17 protein-coding genes are annotated in these 19,432 nt (G+C 72.2%); 8 read left to right on the top strand and 9 right to left on the bottom strand.

The window, feature by feature from the left end; genetic code table 11:
* The first annotated feature begins 221 nt into the window (after positions 1 to 221).
* The 3 genes from ACIP4Z_RS34605 to ACIP4Z_RS34615 are packed head-to-tail and all read left to right on the top strand — an operon-like array spanning position 222 to position 3,768.
* The gene (locus ACIP4Z_RS34605) at positions 222 to 1,904 is read left to right on the top strand and encodes an FAD-dependent oxidoreductase (RefSeq protein ID WP_355349742.1); all 1,683 of its coding nucleotides are present in this window, start codon (positions 222 to 224) and stop codon (positions 1,902 to 1,904) included.
* Positions 1,901 to 3,421: an ATP-binding protein gene (locus tag ACIP4Z_RS34610; RefSeq protein ID WP_401314469.1), complete on the top strand. Its 1,521-nt coding sequence runs from the start codon at positions 1,901 to 1,903 to the stop codon at positions 3,419 to 3,421. Before ACIP4Z_RS34605 ends, ACIP4Z_RS34610 begins: the two co-directional genes overlap by 4 nt.
* The gene (locus ACIP4Z_RS34615; RefSeq protein WP_355349748.1) at positions 3,418 to 3,768 is read left to right on the top strand and encodes a UBP-type zinc finger domain-containing protein; all 351 of its coding nucleotides are present in this window, start codon (positions 3,418 to 3,420) and stop codon (positions 3,766 to 3,768) included. Before ACIP4Z_RS34610 ends, ACIP4Z_RS34615 begins: the two co-directional genes overlap by 4 nt.
* A gap of 98 nt (positions 3,769 to 3,866) precedes the next feature.
* Here ACIP4Z_RS34615 and ACIP4Z_RS34620 read toward each other — a convergent pair whose 3' ends face one another.
* The 3 genes from ACIP4Z_RS34620 to ACIP4Z_RS34630 all read right to left on the bottom strand — a co-directional run bounded on the left by ACIP4Z_RS34620 (position 3,867) and on the right by ACIP4Z_RS34630 (position 6,689).
* The gene (locus ACIP4Z_RS34620; protein WP_401314471.1) at positions 3,867 to 4,868 is read right to left on the bottom strand and encodes an LAETG motif-containing sortase-dependent surface protein; all 1,002 of its coding nucleotides are present in this window, start codon (positions 4,866 to 4,868) and stop codon (positions 3,867 to 3,869) included.
* Positions 4,869 to 5,173: 305 nt separating this feature from the next.
* Positions 5,174 to 5,590, bottom strand: a complete 417-nt coding sequence (locus ACIP4Z_RS34625) for an ATP-binding protein (RefSeq protein ID WP_355349754.1) — start codon at positions 5,588 to 5,590, stop codon at positions 5,174 to 5,176.
* 208 nt (positions 5,591 to 5,798) lie between these two features.
* Positions 5,799 to 6,689 carry a D-alanyl-D-alanine carboxypeptidase family protein gene (locus tag ACIP4Z_RS34630; protein WP_401314473.1) on the bottom strand — a complete coding sequence of 297 codons (891 nt, stop codon included), beginning with the start codon at positions 6,687 to 6,689 and terminating at the stop codon, positions 5,799 to 5,801.
* Between the two features lie 388 nt (positions 6,690 to 7,077).
* Here ACIP4Z_RS34630 and ACIP4Z_RS34635 point away from each other — a divergent pair, with 388 nt between their 5' ends.
* Positions 7,078 to 7,950, top strand: coding sequence for a universal stress protein (locus ACIP4Z_RS34635; protein ID WP_401314475.1), 873 nt, complete (start codon positions 7,078 to 7,080; stop codon positions 7,948 to 7,950).
* Positions 7,951 to 7,956: 6 nt separating this feature from the next.
* Here the strand turns inward: ACIP4Z_RS34635 and ACIP4Z_RS34640 are convergent, their stop codons facing one another.
* Together ACIP4Z_RS34640 and ACIP4Z_RS34645 are read right to left on the bottom strand one after the other, a co-directional pair.
* The gene (locus tag ACIP4Z_RS34640; RefSeq protein ID WP_401314477.1) at positions 7,957 to 10,341 is read right to left on the bottom strand and encodes a glycoside hydrolase family 65 protein; all 2,385 of its coding nucleotides are present in this window, start codon (positions 10,339 to 10,341) and stop codon (positions 7,957 to 7,959) included.
* 106 nt (positions 10,342 to 10,447) lie between these two features.
* Positions 10,448 to 11,182, bottom strand: coding sequence for a pyridoxamine 5'-phosphate oxidase family protein (locus ACIP4Z_RS34645; RefSeq protein WP_401314478.1), 735 nt, complete (start codon positions 11,180 to 11,182; stop codon positions 10,448 to 10,450).
* Between the two features lie 364 nt (positions 11,183 to 11,546).
* On the opposite strand from ACIP4Z_RS34645, the gene ACIP4Z_RS34650 reads away from it, so the two are divergent.
* The 3 genes from ACIP4Z_RS34650 to ACIP4Z_RS34660 all read left to right on the top strand — a co-directional run bounded on the left by ACIP4Z_RS34650 (position 11,547) and on the right by ACIP4Z_RS34660 (position 14,804).
* Positions 11,547 to 12,170, top strand: a complete 624-nt coding sequence (locus tag ACIP4Z_RS34650) for an FAD-dependent oxidoreductase (RefSeq protein ID WP_401314480.1) — start codon at positions 11,547 to 11,549, stop codon at positions 12,168 to 12,170.
* Positions 12,171 to 12,426: 256 nt separating this feature from the next.
* Positions 12,427 to 12,945 (top strand): flavodoxin domain-containing protein, encoded by a 519-nt coding sequence (locus ACIP4Z_RS34655; protein ID WP_401314482.1) that lies wholly within the window; start codon positions 12,427 to 12,429, stop codon positions 12,943 to 12,945.
* Between the two features lie 89 nt (positions 12,946 to 13,034).
* Positions 13,035 to 14,804, top strand: coding sequence for a GAF domain-containing protein (locus tag ACIP4Z_RS34660; RefSeq protein WP_401314484.1), 1,770 nt, complete (start codon positions 13,035 to 13,037; stop codon positions 14,802 to 14,804).
* A 41-nt stretch (positions 14,805 to 14,845) separates the two neighbouring features.
* Here the strand turns inward: ACIP4Z_RS34660 and ACIP4Z_RS34665 are convergent, their stop codons facing one another.
* The 4 genes from ACIP4Z_RS34665 to ACIP4Z_RS34680 form a co-directional block, all read right to left on the bottom strand.
* Positions 14,846 to 15,835 carry an Acg family FMN-binding oxidoreductase gene (locus tag ACIP4Z_RS34665; protein WP_391052138.1) on the bottom strand — a complete coding sequence of 330 codons (990 nt, stop codon included), beginning with the start codon at positions 15,833 to 15,835 and terminating at the stop codon, positions 14,846 to 14,848.
* Between the two features lie 100 nt (positions 15,836 to 15,935).
* Positions 15,936 to 16,646 (bottom strand): response regulator transcription factor, encoded by a 711-nt coding sequence (locus ACIP4Z_RS34670; protein ID WP_355347438.1) that lies wholly within the window; start codon positions 16,644 to 16,646, stop codon positions 15,936 to 15,938.
* 209 nt (positions 16,647 to 16,855) lie between these two features.
* Positions 16,856 to 17,287 (bottom strand): cyclic nucleotide-binding domain-containing protein, encoded by a 432-nt coding sequence (locus ACIP4Z_RS34675; protein ID WP_401314487.1) that lies wholly within the window; start codon positions 17,285 to 17,287, stop codon positions 16,856 to 16,858.
* Complete coding sequence (locus ACIP4Z_RS34680) at positions 17,287 to 17,979, bottom strand: CBS domain-containing protein (RefSeq protein ID WP_401314489.1); 693 nt, start codon at positions 17,977 to 17,979, stop codon at positions 17,287 to 17,289. Before ACIP4Z_RS34680 ends, ACIP4Z_RS34675 begins: the two co-directional genes overlap by 1 nt.
* Positions 17,980 to 18,304: 325 nt before the next feature.
* Here ACIP4Z_RS34680 and ACIP4Z_RS34685 point away from each other — a divergent pair, with 325 nt between their 5' ends.
* Entirely contained in the window at positions 18,305 to 19,432 is a 1,128-nt protein-coding gene (locus tag ACIP4Z_RS34685) for a universal stress protein (protein ID WP_401314491.1), read from the top strand.

Below are 19,432 nucleotides of genomic sequence, written 5' to 3' on the forward strand. Positions count from 1 at the left end.
CTGTCGAGCCGGTCGGACCGTCACGCTCCGTGATGTCCGGCGCCTGACAGTGAGCGTGTACGGCGCGGCGGCCGGGGGTCTCCGAGGCGCCGCCGGGCGCGTCCTCCGAGGGCGAACACGGTGGAACTGCGGGTGGCAGGCCGCGTACCTAGGATGGGAGTGGCGGGCCCCGGCGCCATGCCGTGGCCCGGCACCGGTGATCCGCACGAATGGGGGCATGGATGCTGGGGACAGAGCCCAGCGGCGCGACACGGACCGTGATCGTGACCGTCGACGACGATCCCTCGGTGTCGCGTGCGGTCGCACGCGACCTGCGGCGGCGTTACGGCGAGGAGCACCGGATCGTCCGGGCGGAGTCCGGGGAGTCGGCGCTGGAGGCGCTGCGCGAGATGCGGCTACGCGGCGACGCGGTCGCGGTGATCCTGGCGGATTACCGGATGCCCGCGATGAACGGCATCGAATTCCTCGAACGGGCGATGGATGTGTATCCGGGCGCCCGCCGGGTGCTGCTGACGGCGTACGCCGACACGGGCGCGGCCATCGACGCCATCAATGTGGTGGACCTCGACCACTATCTGCTCAAGCCCTGGGACCCGCCGGAGGAGAAGCTGTACCCGGTGGTGGACGCGCTGCTCGACGCCTGGCGCGCCTCGGACCACCGGCCGGTGCGGGAGACGAAGGTCATCGGTCACCGCTGGTCGGCGCGGTCGTCCGGGGTCCGCGAATTCCTGGCGCGCAATCAGGTGCCGTATCACTGGTACGCCTCGGACGAGCCGGAGGGCCAGAAGTTGCTGGCCGCCGCGGACGAGGACGGGGTACGGCTGCCGGTGGTGATCACCCCTGACGGCAAGCCGCTGGTGGAGCCCACCGACCAGGATCTGGCCAGCAGTGTCGGTCTGGCGACGACGCCCTCGGCGCGCTTCTACGACCTGGTGGTCATCGGCGGCGGCCCCGCCGGTCTCGGCTCCGCGGTCTACGGCGCGTCCGAGGGGCTGCGGACCGTGCTGGTGGAGCGCACCGCGACCGGCGGGCAGGCGGGGCAGAGCTCCCGGATCGAGAACTACCTGGGCTTCCCCGACGGGGTCTCCGGCGGGCAGCTCACCGACCGCGCGCACCGGCAGGCCACCCGCTTCGGCGCCGAGATCCTGACCGCGTGCGAGGTCACGGGGCTCGAGGTCAGCGGCTCGGCGCGGACCGTGACCTTCGCCGACGGCTCCGCGGTCTCGGCGCACACGGTGATCCTGGCGACCGGCGTGTCCTACCGGCAGCTCGACGCGCCCGGCGTGTCGGAGCTGACGGGACGCGGTGTGTTCTACGGTTCCGCGCTGACCGAGGCGGCCCGCTGCCAGGAGCAGGACGTGTACATCGTCGGCGGGGCGAATTCCGCCGGGCAGGCCGCGGTGTATCTGGCCAGGGGCGCCAAGTCCGTGACGATCCTGGTCCGGGGCGACTCGCTGACCTCGTCCATGTCGCACTATCTGGTGCAGCAGATCGGGGCCACCCCGGCGATCAAGGTGCGTACGCGCACGGAGGTCGTGTCCGCCGAGGGCGAGGACCATCTGGAGCGGATCACGCTGCGCGACACCACGACCGGCCTGACCGAGACGGTCGACGCGGGCTGGCTCTTCGTGTTCATCGGCGCCGCCCCGCTGACGGACTGGCTGGACGGGGTGGTGCTGCGCGACGAACGCGGGTTCGTCGTGGCCGGTCCCGATCTGGCGCCGCCGGGCGAACGCCCGGTGGACTGGCCGCTGGAGCGGCCCCCGTACCACCTGGAGACCAGCGTGCCGGGGGTGTTCGTGGCCGGTGACGCGCGCGCCGAGTCCGCCAAGCGGGTGGCGTCCGCGGTCGGCGAGGGCGCCATGGCCGTCATGCTCGTCCACCGATACCTGGAGCGGCTATGAGCGTCCAGTACCTGCCGTGCGACGTGGCCGAGCTGCGCTCGCTCTTCTTGTTCGAGAAGCTGACCGACGACCAGTTGGACTGGCTGTGCCGCAAGGGCCGGGTGCAGATGGAGGAGCCGGGCGCCGTCTATCTGGAGGGCGAGCCCGCGACCTGCTTCTACGTGCTGCTCGAAGGCACGGTGGTGATGTCGCGCCGGGTGGGCGCCGACGACGTGGAGGTCTCGCGCACCTCGGACCGCGGGGTGTACGCGGGCGCCTTCCAGTCGTATCTGGGCGACCGGGTGCCGCAGGTCTACAACAGCTCGCTGCGCGTCACCGAGCCGTCGCGCTTCTACGTGCTGTCGGCGGACCACTTCGCCGAGCTGATGCGCGAGTGGTTCCCGATGGCCGTGCACATGCTGGAGGGGCTGTTCTTCGGCAACCGCAGCACCAAGCAGGCCATCGGCCAGCGTGAGCGGCTGCTGGCTCTGGGGTCGCTGTCGGCCGGTCTCACCCACGAGTTGAACAATCCGGCCGCGGCGGCGCTGCGGGCCACGGCCACGCTGCGCGAGCGGGTGGCCGGGATGCGGCACAAACTCGGCATGATCGCCGGGGGGCCGCTCGACCGGGCCACGCTCGCGACGCTGATCGAGCTCCAGGAGCGGGCGGTCGAGCAGTCCGCGAAGGCCGTGCAGCTCACCCCGATGGAGACCTCGGACCGCGAGGACGCCATGTCCGACTGGCTCGACGACCACGGCGTGACGGCCGGGTGGGACCTCGCGCCGAATTTTGTGCAGGCCGGGCTCGACACGGACTGGCTGGAGCGGGTGGCCGCGACGGTCACGCCCGACACCCTCGACAGCGCGATGCGGTGGCTGAACTACACCGTCGAGACCGAGCTGCTGATGAACGAGATCCAGGACTCCACGGCCCGGATCTCGACCCTGGTCAACGCGGCGCGGCAGTATTCGCAGCTCGACCGGGCGCCGTACCAGGTGGTGGACGTGCACGAGTTGCTGGAGAGCACGCTGCACATGCTGACCGGCAAATTCGGTCCGGGCATCAAGGTGGTCAAGGACTTCGACCGTACGCTGCCGAAGATCCCCGGCTATCCGGGTGAGCTGAACCAGGTGTGGACCAATCTCATCGACAACGCGGTGGCCGCGATGGAGGGGACGGGCACGCTGACGGTGCGTACGGCGCTGGACCGCGAGCAGCTTCTGGTCGAGTTCCGTGACACCGGAGCCGGTATCGCGCCGGAGATCCGGGAAAGGATCTTCGAGCCGTTCTTCACCACCAAGCCGGTGGGCGAGGGCACGGGGCTGGGACTCGACATCTCCTGGCGCATCGTGGTGAACAAGCACCACGGCGACCTCCAGGCGGAGTCGGTGCCCGGCGACACCCGTTTCCTGGTCCGCCTGCCGCTCACGGCGGAGCAGCCGGAGGCCGCACCTGATGCCGCGTCCGACGCCCGGCCGGAGGCGGCACCGCAGGCCAGCTCCGACAGTCCGTCCGACAATCAGCGGGAGCCGTCATGACGACCACCCCAGGTATCGACCCCACCGCCCGGCCCAGCGGGGCCGGTTGCGCCGACTGCGACGCGGCGGGCGGCTGGTGGTTCCATCTGCGCCGCTGCGCCCAGTGCGGGCACATCGGCTGCTGCGACTCGTCGCCCGCGCAGCACGCGAGCGCGCACTCGGCGGCCACCGGCCATCCGATCATGCGGACCTTCGAGCCGGGCGAGGACTGGTTCTGGGACTTCACGACCGACGCGTACGTCGAGACCGACGTGGCGCTGGCCCCGCCGCAGAGCCGTCCGGCCGACCAGCCGGTGCCGGGCCCGGCCGGCCGGGTCCCGGCGGACTGGCGCGCCCACCTCAACTGAGCGGCGGACGCGCCGAGTCGGCGTACCGCGCGGACCGGCGTACGTCGGGCGGGAGCAAGCCGTCACGGCGTGCTCCCGGCCCGCGTACGCCGGATCCGTCAGCGGTGGGCGCTGCTGTTGCGGCGGCGGGTGAAGTAGACCGCGCCCGCGCCGAGGACCAGCAGGGCGGCGCCGCCGCCCGCGAAGGCCACGGTCTGCGAGCCGTTGCCGCCGGTCTCGGCCAGGTCACCGCTGGAGGTGTCGGAGGCCGGCTCCACGACCGGCGAGCCGACCGGGCCCGCGGAGTTCGTGGGCGACGCCGTCGGTGACGTGGTGTCGTCGACGACCGGGGCGCTGGAGCTCGGCGTCGTCGACGGAGTGTCGGACGGAGTGTCGGACGGGGTGTCCGACGGCGATTCCGACGGGGTGTCGGTGACGGAGTCCGTCGGGGACGGGCTGGTCGTCTCGCTGTCCGAGGGCTCGGGCGAGGTGGTGGTCGAGTCGCTGGGCTCGGGGCTGTCCGTCGTCTCGCTGGGGGACGGGGACGGGGAGTCGGTCACCGAGTCGCTGGGCGACGGGGACGGGGTGGAGCACGGCGCGCTGCCGTTCCACGCCGTGATCAGGTTCTCGGGGGTCGCGGAGTACGGGTAGCGCGGCAGCTTGCCGTGGCCCTTGCCCTCGCCGCCGTCGTACTTGATGCCGTTGCCGTACAGGTCGATCTGGCCGAAGCAGGACGGCGCGTAGGCGCTGACGTCCAGGGTGGCCCGGGTGTTCTTGTGGTCGAGCTGGGTGGTGTCCCAGCCGAGGAACGCCTGCGTGCCCGAGGTGTCCCAGGTGGGGCCCTCGGCGCTGTAGGAGGCGAGCGAGACGACGTACGTGCAGCCCTTGTTGACCTTGTCCGTCAGCCGGACCGTGATCTTCGTCGGGGCCGGGTCGTTGATCCGGCCGTTGTCGGACCAGGTCTTCCCGCCGTCCTCGGAGTGCTCGATGTGCGACCGGCCGCAGTTGTTCTTGTCGTTGCCGGACGCCTGCGCCGTACCGACGCCCGCCAGCGTGACGGCGGCGGTGAGCGAGCCGAGGCCGACCACGCCTATGGCTCGTCTGGTGATGGAACGCTGCACTGAATCTGCTCCCTGCACTGTGAACGGGCAGCGGAGGCAGGCGGAGCGGGTCGGACCCTACGCCGTGCGCGAGACTCGTGCCCGGTGGCCTGCGATGGAGTCTCGCCGCCGACGATGATCGGCCTGTTGGCCGGTGACCGAGTATGCCCGTGCGGGGGACGGTCTGTACAGCGCGAAAACGCCGTTTTCGCGGCTTTGCGGTCGGATTATCGCCCTGCGAATGTGTCGCCGCACTGATACCGAAATGGGGCGGCGTTCACGGGAGTTCCCAGGAGTTGACTGGAGTTCACCCGCGGCGGGGCGCTTCACCAGGAGTGCGTGCAGGTGCCGCCGGGCGCGTGGAAGCAGGCGGTGACGGTCTTTCCGTCGGGGCGCGGGTGGGCCTCCCACTCGTCGGCGAGCGCGTCCACGATGGCCATGCCCCGGCCGTGGGTGCGCTCCTCGTCGGGCGCCTTCTCGGCGGGCAGCATGTCGGAGGAGTCGCTGACGCTCAGGTGCAGGCAGCAGCCGTCCCAGACCATGACGACCTGGGCCTCGCTGTGCGCGTGCACGTGGGCGTTGGTGACGAGTTCGGAGACGGTCAGGACGACGGAGTCCGCCGTGTCGGGCGCCTGCGTGCTCCAGCCGAGCACGTCCAGGTGCTCGCGCGCCCACTCGCGCCCGGCCCTGACGCCGTACGAGACAGGGAACGACCTGGCCCAGCCGACTGCTTTCACGGACATCTCGCACGCTCCCGCACCGAGTCGTTGTGTGCTCGCCGACCGAGCCCCGGCTCCGGTGACGGTCGGGGCCCCCGGCCGCCATGCCGGTGGGGCGATGGGCGGCCGGGCGCGGTCCCCTGCGAGTCCCCTGCGGGGGATGAACGTCCCCTACCCCCGCCCGCGAACGCCATGCCGGGCAGGTGGCGGGAGGCTTCCCGCCCCCGTACCGCTACCCCTTCAGCGCGTAGTCCATCAGCTTCCGCGCGTCCGCCGTGCGGGCCGCCTGCGTCGGGGCGGCGAGCACCGTGCCGATGACGGTCCTCTTGCCGCGGGTGGCCGCGAAGACCAGGCAGAACAGGGACACGGGCCCGGATCCGGTCTTGACCCCGGCGGCGCCGCGATAACTCCCGAGCAGCGTGTCGGTATTGGTCCACGTCATGGTGCGGTGGCCGCCGTTCTTCATCGCGACGCTCTGCCGGACCGACTTCGTCTTCACCACGGCACGGAACGTGGGGTATCGCATCGCGCTGCTCGCGATCCTCGTCAGATCGCGCGGAGTCGAGTAGTTCGATCCGTTGCCGACGCCGTCGAACGAGTCGAAGTGGGTGTTCCTCAGACCGATGCCCTTCGCCGTGGAGTTCATCCTCGCGATGAACGACTTCACGCGGGCGGCCCGCGTCCGGCCGCTGCCAAAGGTGTCGGCCAGCGCGTACGCCGCGTCGCAGCCGGACGGCAGCATCATCGCGTACAGCAACTGCCGGACGGTGGGCCGGTCGCCGACGACCAGACCGCCCGACGACGCGTGCTTGGCCACCACGTAGTCGTGGTACGCCTTCTGGACGGTGACCTGCGCGTTCAGGTCGAGGCGTCTGTCGGCCAGCACCACCCGGGCCGTCATGACCTTGCTGGTCGATCCGGTGGAACGGCGGGTGTCCGCGGCCTTCGTGAACAGTGTCCGGCCGGTGCCGTCGTCCATCACGAAGCCGCCCTTGGCGACGATCGCGGGGGCAGCGGTCCGGGACGCCGTCGCCGCGGGCGCCGGGGTCGCTTCGACGCGGGCCGGGACCGCGAGCCCGGTGGACGCCAGAACGGCCCCTGCCGTGAGGGCCGCCACGGACATGCGACGAATGATATTACTGCCGGTTTTCACGACGAATACTCCAACGGTCAACCCTGCGCGGGCGTTCAAGAACGCGACTCGACCAGGGGATGCGCGGGCGGACCCGATGGATGTACGCGCGACGACGAATTCACCCGCCTGCCGTACGTCCCGGCGGATCGGCATAGCACGATCTTCTGATCCGACCATGTGATCCGACGTCCTGATCCGGCGTACTGATCCGACATTCTGATCCGGCGTTCTCGTCGGCGAATCTCGGCCGACCCCGCCGCAATCGCACGGCTCCGGCCCGTTCGGTCCGGGTACGGGGCCGTCGGTCCCGCACGCCGAGCGCCGAAAGCGGGGATGCTGGAGGCAGGGGGACGGAACACGCCAAGGAGGTCCACTCATGACACGCGCGATCGTCACGGGCGCCGTCGTCGCGGGGACGGACGGCTCGGCCGAGAGCCTCGCGGCGGCGGACTGGGCCGCGGACGACGCCGTGCGCCGCGGCCTCCCGCTGCGTCTCGTACAGGCGGTCCCGCCCGGACACGGCCGTACGGGACCGGTCACGTCGGCGGGTCCCCGTGAGCGCGTGACGCGTCCCGCGTGGTCCGCCCACCCGACCGCGGACGAGATCGGCCGCCGGCATCCGGACCTGTCCGTCACCGTCGACCAGATCGCCGAGCAGGTGCTTCCGGTGCTCTTCTCCGCCGCCGACAGCGCCGAGCTGATGGTGCTGGGCACACGAGGCGCGGGGGCGGTGCAGGAGCTTGTGCTCGGCTCGACCGCGCTCACCGTCGCGGGCCGGGCACCGGTCCCCGTGGTCCTGGTGAGCGCCGCTTCCGGCACGGGCGCTCCGCCGGGAGCCGACGGCGCCGGTGACGTCGTCCTCGGCCTCGACCTGGCCGCGCCGGACGGCCGACCGGTCGAATTCGCCTTCGACGAAGCCGCCCGGCGCGGCGCGCGGCTGCGCGTCGTCCACGGCTGGAGCGAGCCGCTCCACGACGGCGCCGGTCCCGATGATCCCGACCAGGCGCTCGCGGCTGCCCTGGGCCCCTGGGCCGAGAAGCACCCCCGTACCCCGGTGGTCACCGAGGCCGTGATCGCGGGGGCCGCCGCGCGGCTCGCGGCGGCGGCATCGCACGCCGCGCTCCTCGTCCTGGGCCGCCGCCCCCGTACCACCCCGGTCAGCGCGCATCTCGGTTCGACCGCGCACGCCGTTCTCCGCCGGGTGACGCTGCCGGTGGCGATCGTGCCGCACGCCCCGGCGGGCACCTGAGGCGAATCACCCGGGCAGTTCGGTCACGACCTCCTCGCCCGGGGCCACGGTCACCGTCCGGTCGCCGACGACGAAACGGACGGGCTCCTGGCCGGAGAGCGGGACGGAGATGTGGAGGCGGCCGGAGCGCAGGGTGAGGCCCACGCCCCAGTGGCCCCGGTACCGCAAGGACAGGCGGAAGCGGGACAGTTGCGGCAGCGGCACCGGATCCAGTCGCAGCGCGTCACCCAGTGGTTCCAGGCCGGTCAGGCCCCGCTGGACGAGGTCGAGCGTGCCGGCCATGGCCCCCAGATGGATACCCTCACCGGTCGTGCCGCCCTGCACGTCGGCCACGTCGCCGACGAGCGCCTCGTGCACGTAGGTCCATGCCTCGTCGCGGCGGGAGCGAGCGAGCACCCATCCGTGCACCAGCCCGCTGAGCGTGGAGCCGTGGCTGGTCCTGGCGAGGTAGTGGTCGACGGTCGCCGACCAGGTCGCGTCGTCGAGCCGCTCCCCCAACCGTTCGAAGACAGCGGCCAGTTCGGCGGGCGGGAAGAGGTAGCCGAGCATCAGCACGTCGGCCTGCTTGGACGCCTGGTAGCGGTTGACGCTGTCGCCCTCGGCCTCCAGGACGCGGTCGAGACGGCGGATGTCGCCGTATCTGGCCCGGTAGTCCGCCCAGTCCAGTTCGGCGAGGTCGCCGTAGCCGTCGAACTGACTGATGACGCCTTCGTGGAACGGCACACGCAGGCGTCGTGACACGTCCTCCCACAAGGACAGTTCCGCCGGGTCGAGCCCGATGCGCTCGAACAGTTCGTCCCTGCGGGGAGCCGGCAGGGAACGGGCCAGTTCAAGCGCGCGGGCCAGCACCCAGGCCGCTGTGACGTTGGTGTAGGCGTTGTCGTCGATGCCGGGGACCTCCGCGTCCGGATACGCGTCGTGATATTCGTCGGGGCCGACGACCTGACGTATGCGGTAGCGCTCGTACGCCGGGTCCCATGCCGCGGTGTGCGCCCAGAACCTGGCGATCTGCAACAGCATCTCGGCGCCTTCGGTGTGCAGGAACGCGGTGTCGCCGCTGGCCAGGCAGTAGTGCCAAATGTTGTACGCCACGGCAGAGCCGACGTGATGCTGCAAGTGGGTGTGGTCCGGCAGCCACCGGCCGGAGACGGGATTCAGGTGCAGCCGCTGCGTTTCCTCGCGTCCGTCACTGCCGCTCTGCCACGGGTACATCGCCCCGGGTCTGCCGATGGCGTCCGCGGCCCGGCAGGCGGCGCCGAGCCTGCGGTGACGGTACATCAGCAGCGCACGGGAGACCTCCGGCAGGTGTACGTCGAGAAAGGGCAGCACAAACAGCTCGTCCCAGAAGACATGCCCTCGGTACGCCTCCCCGTACAGCCCGCGCGCCGGTGTTCCGACGTCCAGGCCCGCCGTGTGGGGCGACAGCGTCTGGAGGACGTGGAACAGGTGCAGGCGCAGCACGTGTCCGGCCTCACCGGCCACCTCGATCTCCGTGCGTTTCCACAGCCGGTCCCACGCGCCCGTGTGCGCGCTGAGCAGGGCGGGGAACGCGGGCGCGCGAGCCACACGGTCCAGGGCGGCCTGCCGGGGACCGCCGATCGCCGGGTCGCGCGAGGTGTGCAGCGCGAGGACCTTTTCGACGGTGATCACCCGCTCGGGGACGACCGGGAGTGTCATCCGGTGGAAGCTGGCCCTTCCGCCGGGCGCGAGCGGCGTCGCCTCGCAAGGGTGCTCCCTGACACGGACGCGGGCGGCCATGGCGACGGCGATGCGGGAGGAGGAGGTACGGCAGGTCAGCCAGACCGTGTCCGTGCCGGTGGTCCCCGTACGGTGGTCGGTGAGGTGAGCACCCGCCAGGTCGCTGTAGCGCTCCACCCCGGTGTTGCGCACGTCCCCGTCGATTCCGGCTTCGATCTCCAGTTCGCCGGACCAGCCGTGGGCGGTGAACCGCGCCCGCTGCGCTGCCAGGTGCGCGTCGCCCATGTGGGTCAGGCGGGTTTCCTCCACCGTCAGCTCGCGCCCCTCGCGGTCGCGCATCCGTGTCCGCCGGTGCAGGACGCCCCGGCGCATGTCGAGGGTCTGTTCGTGGGCGAGCACGGTGCTGGTCTCGGGGCCGAACCATGGACCACCGACCGCGCGTACCCGCAAAGGCAGCCAGTTCGGAAGGTTGACCATGTCCTCGTTGTCGACCTCGCGTCCCGCCACCTCGGACGTCAGACGGTTGTAGCAGCCCGCCGCATACGTGCCGGGGTAGTGCACAGGACCGGCTGCCGCCTCCGCGAACGCCCCCCTCGTCGCGAAGTATCCGTTGCCCAGAGCGCAGAGCACCTCACGCAACCGCTCCCGCGACGGGTCGTAGCCCGCGTAGCGCCAGGTCCACTCGGGCTCCATCGGCGGTCCCTTCCCGTGTCACCCTCCATGGTCGCGGCTCGGGCGGACACCCGCAGCCCGAGCCGGGGCGGGGCCGTGCCCACACGGTCGGAGCGGTAGCGGGACGTCACTGTGGACGGTACGTCGCCTCACTCCGCGCGGCCCCGCCGCCGGGCTCCGGCTCCAGGCCGCTCTCGACGCGCCGTCCCGAGACGGCGCCGGGACGGATACGCGTCCACACGGGCCGCGGGCCTCCCGCCCAGGGACCCTCGCCCTCTGCGGCCGCGAGGCGCCGTTCGGTCTCCTCGTCCCGCACGCGCTCCGCGGTGCCGGTGATCAGGACGCTCCAGCCCTGGCTGAGACGGTCGTCCACCCTGTCCACCTGGAAGGAGGCGGCCTGCCCGCTCTCCGGACAGGCGGCGCTCCCGGGGCTGGTCCGGTAGACGACCGTGCGCGCGTCGACCGTGTAGTTGACCGGGATCACCACGGGCGCGGCGGCTCCGGCCAGCGCGATTCTGCCCACCCCATGCCCGCCGACCAGATCCCAGCACTCCGCCGTGGTCAGGCTCCGAAGAGACGGACGCGGAGCGGGCGCGGCCTGCCCGGGAGGCGGGTGGCTGGGGCCGTGGAGCAGTTCCGGGTAGGACATGCCCAGGGCCGCCGCGACGCGCAACAGCCCGTCGGGATCGAAGTCGGTGTCCTGCCGCAGCAGGTCGTTCAGATAGCGCGGGGCCATACCGGCTCGTCTGGCCACCTGGCCCATGCTCAGCCCGAGTGCGCGCCCGCGCTCGGCCACACGGCCCGCGATACCCGGGTCACCTGGCGACGGTGCGCTCATGCGATGGCTCTTGTGGTGGTTCATGCGCTGCTCCTCCGCCCGCTTCGGCTCCCCCGCACTCCGGTACGGCACCGCACGTGCGGGTCGAACGCGGCAGGCGTCGTCGTGTGGTCGGCCTGGTACGAGCGCGCCATGGGAACCCCGTACAGGTCCGTGATCCGGGCGTTCGGCACGAGGGCACGCCTCCTTGGGTCCGACTCCAGCCTCCCGCGTGCCGAGCGGCGTCGGCAGGGCCGAACGGTCCCGGTCCACGGGCCGGTGGACGGTCGTCCACGACGGCTCCCGCACCGTCGGCTCGGGAAACCGGGCGTTCGGTGCCCGAACGGCCTCGGAGGGAAGGCCGGTTGGCCCGTGGTGGACGTGACCGGGGCTGCCGGACAGTGCGGGTATGAAGAAGCGGATCGTCATCCTGGGAAACGGCAGTACCGGAATCCTGGCGGCCAACAGACTGCGCCGCCGGTACGACGAGAGCGAATTCCAGATCGTCGTGGTCGGGAAATACGACACGCGTGACCACGAAATCGAACTTCTCATGGCCATCGGTGTCCTCGGCTCGCGCACCCTCCTGCCGCCGGAGGACGGCCGGCTCCGCGCCGGGATCGACTTCCGTCACACGGAGATCGGCAGTGTCGACGTGGCCCGGCGGGAGGTCTGCTGCACCGACGGCTCCTCGATCGGGTACGACGTCCTCGTGGTGGCCACCGGAGCGCGGCCCGTACCGACGCCGGACGGTGTGCTGTACGGCGGCGCCAGGTACGTCGTACGCTCCGCCGGACTCGGCGACGCGTGCGGTCTCGTCCGGGTGGACCCGCGTACCCTCCAGTCCCGCGCCGCTCCCGAGGTGTTCGCCGTCGGCGCCGCGACGGGAACGCCCGCCGACACCGGCGCGGGCCCGCACGTCGCGGTCGAACACCTGGTGGCGGGCGTGCGGGAATTCCTCACCCGCACCGCGGACCAGGCGCCCATGACCCCGCGCCTTCGGGTGTCGCGGGACGTCGCGCAGTCCTGCTGAGCGGTCGGACGCCGACGCGGCATGGCCGACTCTCCCGGAGCAGGGCCGATCGGCCCTCGGCTGCGCCCCGGACGGCACCGGCGGGCCGCGCGGCGACCGGCGGACCGTGGAAGGGGCAGCCCACGAGCGGAAGAGCGCGGGCCGTCTCGGATACCGCACGCCGCCGGTACCGGGGCCGCCGGGCGGACCGGTCAGGTATCCGGCCCGTGCCCGCGATGGCCGCGCTGATCCGCACCGATCGATCGAGGTGAGCAGGGTGAAGACCATCCGCGTTCTCGTGGCGTACGGGACCAGGAACGGCTCCACCGCCGAGATCGCCGAGTGGATCGGCGAGGCGCTGCGCGAGCGCGATATCACGGCCGACGTCCGTGCGGCGGCCGGGGTCAGGGACGTCGGCGCCTACGACGCCGTGATCCTCGGCGCGGGGGTGTACGCGGGCCGCTGGCAGCGCGACGCGGTCCGGCTGGCACGTCGGCAGCGGGCGCGGCTCGCCCACAGGCCCGTGTGGCTGTTCAGCAGCGGCCCGCTGGACTCCTCGGCGGCCGCCAGGGATCTGCCCGCGACACCCGCGGTCACCCGGCTCGCCGACCGGATCGACGCCCGCGCGCATGTCACCTTCGGCGGACGGCTGACCGAGGGCGCACGCGGCTTCGTCGCCCGGCAGATCCTCCAGCAGGGACGCGGCGGCGATTTTCGCGACCCGGAGCGGATCCGCGCGTGGGCGCGCTCGGTCGCGGAAGAGCTGCGGGAGGGGGCAGGCACCGTTGTCATCTGACCGCAGGGTGCAGGAGGCCCCGGCGCTCGACCACCGGCACTCGACCACCGGCCCGGCACCCCAGCCGATACGGTAGGACGCAGGGGCTGATGCTCGGGGTTCGCGGTGCGCGTGGAGGACCGGTGGGAGAGGACGGCGACAGCTCGGGCGGGCGCTTGCCCCGTTTGCAGCTCGATGAGCTGCTGGACGAGTTGCAGGTCCGCATCGGGGCGGTGCGCGGCACGCAGAATCGGGTGCACAGCCTGCTGGAGGCCGTGCTGTCGGTGGGCCGGGAGCTGGACCTCGCACATGTGCTGCGGCGGATCGTGGAGACCGCGGTCGCCCTGGTGGACGCCGAGTACGGCGCGCTGGGCGTGATCGGCGACGACGCGCGGCTCTCGGAGTTCCTGACCGTCGGGGTGTCCGAGGAGGAGGCCCGCGCGATCGGGCCGCTGCCCTCGGGGCACGGTCTGCTCGGCGAGCTGATCCGCCACCCGGAGCCGCTGCGGCTCGCTGAGCTGTCCGATCACCCGGCGTCGTACGGCTTCCCGGCGAACCATCCGCCGATGCGCTCCTTCCTCGGGGTGCCGATCCGGGTCCGCGACGAGGTCTTCGGAAACATCTACCTCACCGAGAAGCGCGGTGGCCGGGAGTTCGACGGCGACGACGAGACGCTGCTGTCGACCCTGGCGGTCGCGGCGGGTGTCGCGATCGAGAACGCGCGGCTGTACAAGACCGCCCGCGAGGGGCAGCGGTGGATGGCGGCCAACGCGGAGATCGTGAGCAAGCTGCTGTCGGGCGCCGGTGAGATGGATGTGCTCGGGCTGATCGTCGAGCACGGCCGGCACATCCTGGCCGCGGACCTGGGCGTGGTGGCGCTGCCGGTCGAGGGGACCACCGACCTCCAGGTGATGATCGCCGTGGGGGTGGACGCCGAGACCCACCGCGGTCTGGTGCTGCCGTGCGAGGGCTCGTTCATGGGCGCCGCGATGGCCGCGGCGCGGCCGATCACCACGGTGGAGATCGCCAAGGACCCGCGGGTGACGTCGGGGCCGCCGCGCTGGAACGGCCTGGGGCCGACGATCGCCGTACCGATGATGGCGGACGGCGCGGTGCGCGGTGTGCTGCTGCTCGCCCGCGAGCTGGGTTCTGTCCCCTTCACCGAGGCGGAGTCCTCGCCGCTGCTGAGCTTCGCCGGGCAGGCCGCGCTGGCGCTGGAGCTGGCCGAGCGGCGGCGCGGCGCCGAGCAGCTCGCGCTGCTGGAGGACCGCGACCGGATCGCCCGTGACCTGCACGACCTGGCCATCCAGCGGCTGTTCGCCACGGGGATGACCTTGCAGAGCGCGGTGCGCTTCGTCCAGCATCCGGAGGCGAGCGAGCGGCTGCTGCGCGCGGTGGACGACCTGGACGAGACCATCAAGATCATTCGCTCGACGATCTTCGGGCTGCGCTCGCACGACCGGGAGCGGACCGCGCGCGGCCTTCGGATACGTGCCTCGATGGCGGTCGAGGACGCGGTCCCGACGCTCGGCTTCACCCCCGCCCTGCGGATGGAGGGGCTGATCGACACCGATGTGCCCACGCCGGTCGCGGAGGAGACCGTCGCCGTCCTGGTCGAAGCCCTCTCCAACGTCGGACGGCACGCCCGGGCGACCTCCGCCGAGGTCTCCCTGGTCGTCGCCTCCGGGACCCTGACCGTCACGGTCGACGACGACGGCGTGGGCGCCCCTTCCGGCGGGCACCGCAGCGGGCTGCGCAATCTGGAGGAGCGGGCCGCGCGGCTCGGGGGCCAGCTGTCCCTCTCCGCCAGCCCCCGCGGCGGCACCCGCCTGGTCTGGCGGGTGCCGGCCGCCCCGCCCTCGGCGGGACCCAAGGCGTAGCCGGGCGCCGCGCGCGTCAACAACCCTCCGGGTCAGTACATCTAGAGCGTGTGCGTTCCGGCATCGGTGACGTCGGCGACGGGGCGCCGGGGTGTGGCCGGGCCCTCCGGTCCGTAGCCGAGGCGGATCAGCATCTGTACGTGTTCCATGCCGCCGCGCGGGTCGCGCAGCAGCCACCGCAGGTCGTCCCATTCCAGCGCCTGATGGAGCAGTGACGCGCGGACAGTGTGAGCGGTCGCGACGAGCAGGACGTGCTCCAGCGCCTGACCGGCGCGCAGCCAGTCGGCGGGGCGGTCGTGGCAGGTGGACAGGACCGCGATCACCGGGTGCCGCTCGAAGGCCGCGGAAGGCTGGTAGTTCTCCGGGCGCAGCGCGGAGAAGTCCCGCAGCGGCAGTCGGCCCGCGCTGTCCTGGGGGCCGAGCGCCCGGCCCGGCAGGCCGTCCGCGCTCCCCTCACGGATCCAGCTCCGGCTCTCGGCCCGGCGGTCGGAATCGCTCATGCCGCGCCGCTCGGCCTCCGTGGTGAACTCCAGCAGGCGGGCCGTCTCCTCCGCGGCGGGCCGTACCAGCCGGGCGCCCTCGGCGTCCGCGGCCTCGGCCAGTTCGGTCAGCACCTGGGCGGGAAGCGCCTGCTCGGAGAACGGCAGGCGGCTGCTGTGCCGCCGCCAGATCGCGTCGTACAGGTCCTGCCGGTCGCGGCGGGCACCGGTCGGCAGCGGTCCGGCCAGGCGTACGGAGGCCAGCAGGTCGGGCTCGGCGGGGTCGGGCAGCAGCCGCGGCACGGGGTCCCAGCCGAAGTGGGCGACCGCGACCCGGAGGTTGAACAGGGCGGCGCCGACCGACAGGTGGACGGCGCGTCCCATCGGGTCGACGTGCCGCAGCCCGCGGTCGACGGCCGCCCGTACCTCCAGCGTGCTGGTGTCGGGGTCGAGCCGGAACCGCCACGGCTGAGTGTTGTGGATCGAAGGCGCCGCGCCCGCCGCGGAGATCAGCTTCTCCAGGGTCTCCGCGTCCAGTGGTGCGGTCCGCATCGTGTTCTCCTCCCGGCCGTCCTGCTTCCAGGCTGACGGAGCACGACGGGCGGCGGGAGGGGCCGTTGGTGCCCGGCCGGAGGGCCGGTCGGCCCCGTGTTCAGCGGCGGCCGTGCTCCGGCCCGGAGTGCTGGGCGGTGTCGTGCGTGGCCATGACGGCCGCCTGGATGCGGCGCTCCACGCCGAGCTTGGCCAGCAGCCGCGAGACGTTGTTCTTGACCGTCTTCTCCGACAGGTACAGGCGCTTGCCGATCTGGCCGTTGGTGAGTCCCTCACCGACGAGTTGGAGGATCTCGCGCTCGCGCGGAGACAGCGAGGCGAGCGCCTCGACCTCGGGTTCCGCCGTCGCTGTCGGGCCGCCGCCGCGCAGATTGCTCATCAGCCGGGAGGTGGTGGCCGGGTCGAGCATCGACTGCCCCGAGGCGACGGTCCGCACGGCGGCGACCAGGTCGGAGCCCTTGATCTGCTTGAGCACATAGCCCGCTGCGCCCGCCATGATCGCGTCGAGCAGCGCGTCGTCGTCGTCGAAGGACGTCAGCATCAGGCAGGCGAGGCCGGGCATCCGCGACCGCAGCTCGCGGCAGACGGTGATGCCGTCGCCGTCGGGCAGCCTGACGTCCAGGACGGCGACGTCCGGCCGCAGGGCCGGTCCGCGGGCCTCGGCCTGCGCGGCGGTCGCGGCCTCGCCGACCACCTCGATGTCGGGTTCCGAGTCGAGCAGGTCGTGGACGCCGCGCCGGACGACCTCGTGGTCGTCCAGCAGGAAGACCCTGATCGGCGCCTGCGGTGAGAATTGCCGTACTTCGGTCATGTGCGCCGATCCTTCGCCCTGTCGTGTGCCGCGCCCGGACCTCCGATCATGAACGGTCGTACGGACCCGTTGCTAGGGCCGAACGGTCCCTTGGCCGGTATCGGACGTCGGGGCAGGGTCTGGAGCGCAGTTGTCGCCCATCGCGGGCCCACGGCCGGGAGGCCGCTCAGCCTCCTTCGCTTCCGCGTTCTCCGCGGCTCACGGGCTGCTCACCGCTCGAGCAGTCTGGCCCGGGTGCTCTGCAACCGGTGGGCGACGACCTCGCCGACCTTCATCGCCAGGGCTCGTCCGAACACCGGGTCCGCTTCGGCCAGCGCCCGTACGACGGTGGCGTCGAACTCCTGTGTCCGCACGGGGCTTTGGGCCTGGGCGCCCATCTGCCAGACGTACGGCGGGAACAGCCAGGACCAGCCGAGCAGGTCTCCGGGGCCCAGCATCTCCACCTCGGGGGCCGGGCGTCCGGGCCGCCGGAGGTCGAGGGTGACGGCGCCGGTGCGCACGACCCAGAACCGGTCGGCCCGCTCGCCCTCCTCGTAGATCCGGGTGCCAGCGGGGAACGACACCTCTCGGGCAAGGCTCTCCAGCCGCTGCCGTCCGGGGGACGGGAGCGAGCTGAACAGGCCAGTGGTAGCGGTTCTCATCACCGTGCCCCTTCCGGTCGCTTCGCTTCGGCGAGGGAGTCGTCGAAGCGTGAGGTGAGTCTGTTGACGACGCCGACGACCCCGTCGATCCGCCCGGTCATCCAGCCGGCCACCGGCACCTGGTCCGCCCGCTCCAGCCGGCCCTCCAGGGTGACCACGCCGCCGGAGACCGTGACCCCCACCGCGTCCGACGGCGCCCAGAAGGTCTTGACGAAGACCTCGTCGATCACCTCGGCGCGGATCTCGTCGTCCGGGCGGAGGAAGACCCGCAGCAGGTCGCGCCGGGTCACGATGCCGACCAGGCGGCTCTCCTCGTCGAGGACGGGCAGCCGCTCCACCCCGTGCTCCAGCATGGTGCGCGCGGCGCCGACGACCGACTCGTACGCCTGGACGGTGACGGCCGGGGCCGACATCAGCTCACCCGCGGTGCGGGCGCGGGCCTTGGCCGCCTTCCGGTACGCGGCACGGTTCAAGGACATGCGCCGCGCGGGGACGTTCCACGCCTGCTCCGCCTGGCGGAACAACAGGTCGGTCGCGGAGATCACCCCGATCACCTTCTCGTCGTCGTCCACCACCGGCACACCGCTCACCCGGTGCTTCCCGAGCAGCCCGGCGATGTCCTTGAACGGTGTCGCGGGGCGGACGCTGACGACGTCACTCGTCATCACGATCCCGACCTCACGCTGCTTCATGACCCACTCCTCCGCGGACGCGCTCGCCTGCCGCCCCTCTCCCTTCACGGTGCGGCGCGCGCACTCCGTGTTCCAGGGCCACAAGGGGTGGCCGCCCCGGCCGACCGGCCCTCGCGAGGTCCCGGCGCCGGGGCCGGTGGGCCGGCTCGCGCCGCCGCCGGGTTCCGCTCCACGTCGGCCAGGTACCGGCACGGAGCCCGCGGCGAAACCTCCTTTTATATGTATAACCAGGAGAATGGAGAGATAAAGGATAAAACGGTGAGATCTCGGGGCGTCCGGTCGAGGTGCGGGCCGGTTCGGCCTCGGCGACGAGAAGGGAACGGCCATGGCGTGCGGAAGCCTGCGGGTGTACCTCGGGGCGGCCCCAGGGGTGGGCAAGACGTACGCGATGCTCAGCGAGGGCCACCTGCGTGCCGACCAGGGCACCGACGTGGTCATCGCCTTCGTGGAGGACTACGGCAGGCCGCTGACCCACCGGATGGCGGAGGGCCTGGAGCAGGTGCCGCGCCGGACCGTCGGATACCGCGACTGCGCCTTCACGGAGATGGACCTCGACGCCGTCCTCGCCCGCCGCCCGCAACTCGCGCTGGTCGACGAGATGGCCCACACCAACATCCCCGGTGCACGGAACAAGAAGCGCTGGCAGGACGTCCACGAATTGCTCGACGCGGGCATCAACGTGATCTCCACCGTCAACATCCAGCATCTCGAATCGCTCAACGACGTGGTGGAGCACATCACCGGGGCCAAACAGCGCGAGACCGTTCCGGACGACGTGGTCCGCGGCGCGGACCAGATCGAGCTCGTGGACATGTCCGCCGAGGCGCTGAGGCAGCGGATGGCCGACGGCGACATCTATCCGCCGGAGCGGGCCGAGCTGGCACTGGTCAACTACTTCCGCGCCGGAAACCTCACCGCCCTGCGCGAGATCGCCCTGCTGTGGGCAGCCGACCGGGTGGAGGAGGCTCTTCAGCGCTACCGCGAGGGCCACGGCATCCAGCAGCCCTGGTCCGCGCGCGAGCGGGTGCTGGTCGCCCTCTCCGGCGGCGCGGAGGGCGACACCCTCATCCGGCGCGCCAAGCGCACCGCCTCCCGCGGCGCGGGAGGCGAATTCCTCGCCGTCCACGTCGAGCCCGACGACGCGTCGACGTCCCCTTCCGCTCACCTGCCGACCGAACAGCGCGCGCTGGTGGAAGAGCTCGGCGGCACCTACCACACGCTCACCAGCGGCGACCCGGCCCGCGCCGTCCTCGACTTCGCCCGGCGGGTGAGCGCCAGCCAGATCCTGATCGGCGCGACCCGGCGCACCCGCCTCCAGAGGCTGTTCAGCCGGGGTGTCGGCGAGATCATCGTCGAGGGCTCGGGCGACGACATCGACGTATGCGTCGTCACCCATTCCCGTGCCGCCCACGGCCGGCTGCTCCGCGGCCACCAGGCCAGCCAGGACGGCTGA

The sequence above is a fragment of the Streptomyces sp. NPDC088910 genome, from assembly GCF_044749865.1.
GTDB lineage: Bacteria > Actinomycetota > Actinomycetes > Streptomycetales > Streptomycetaceae > Actinacidiphila.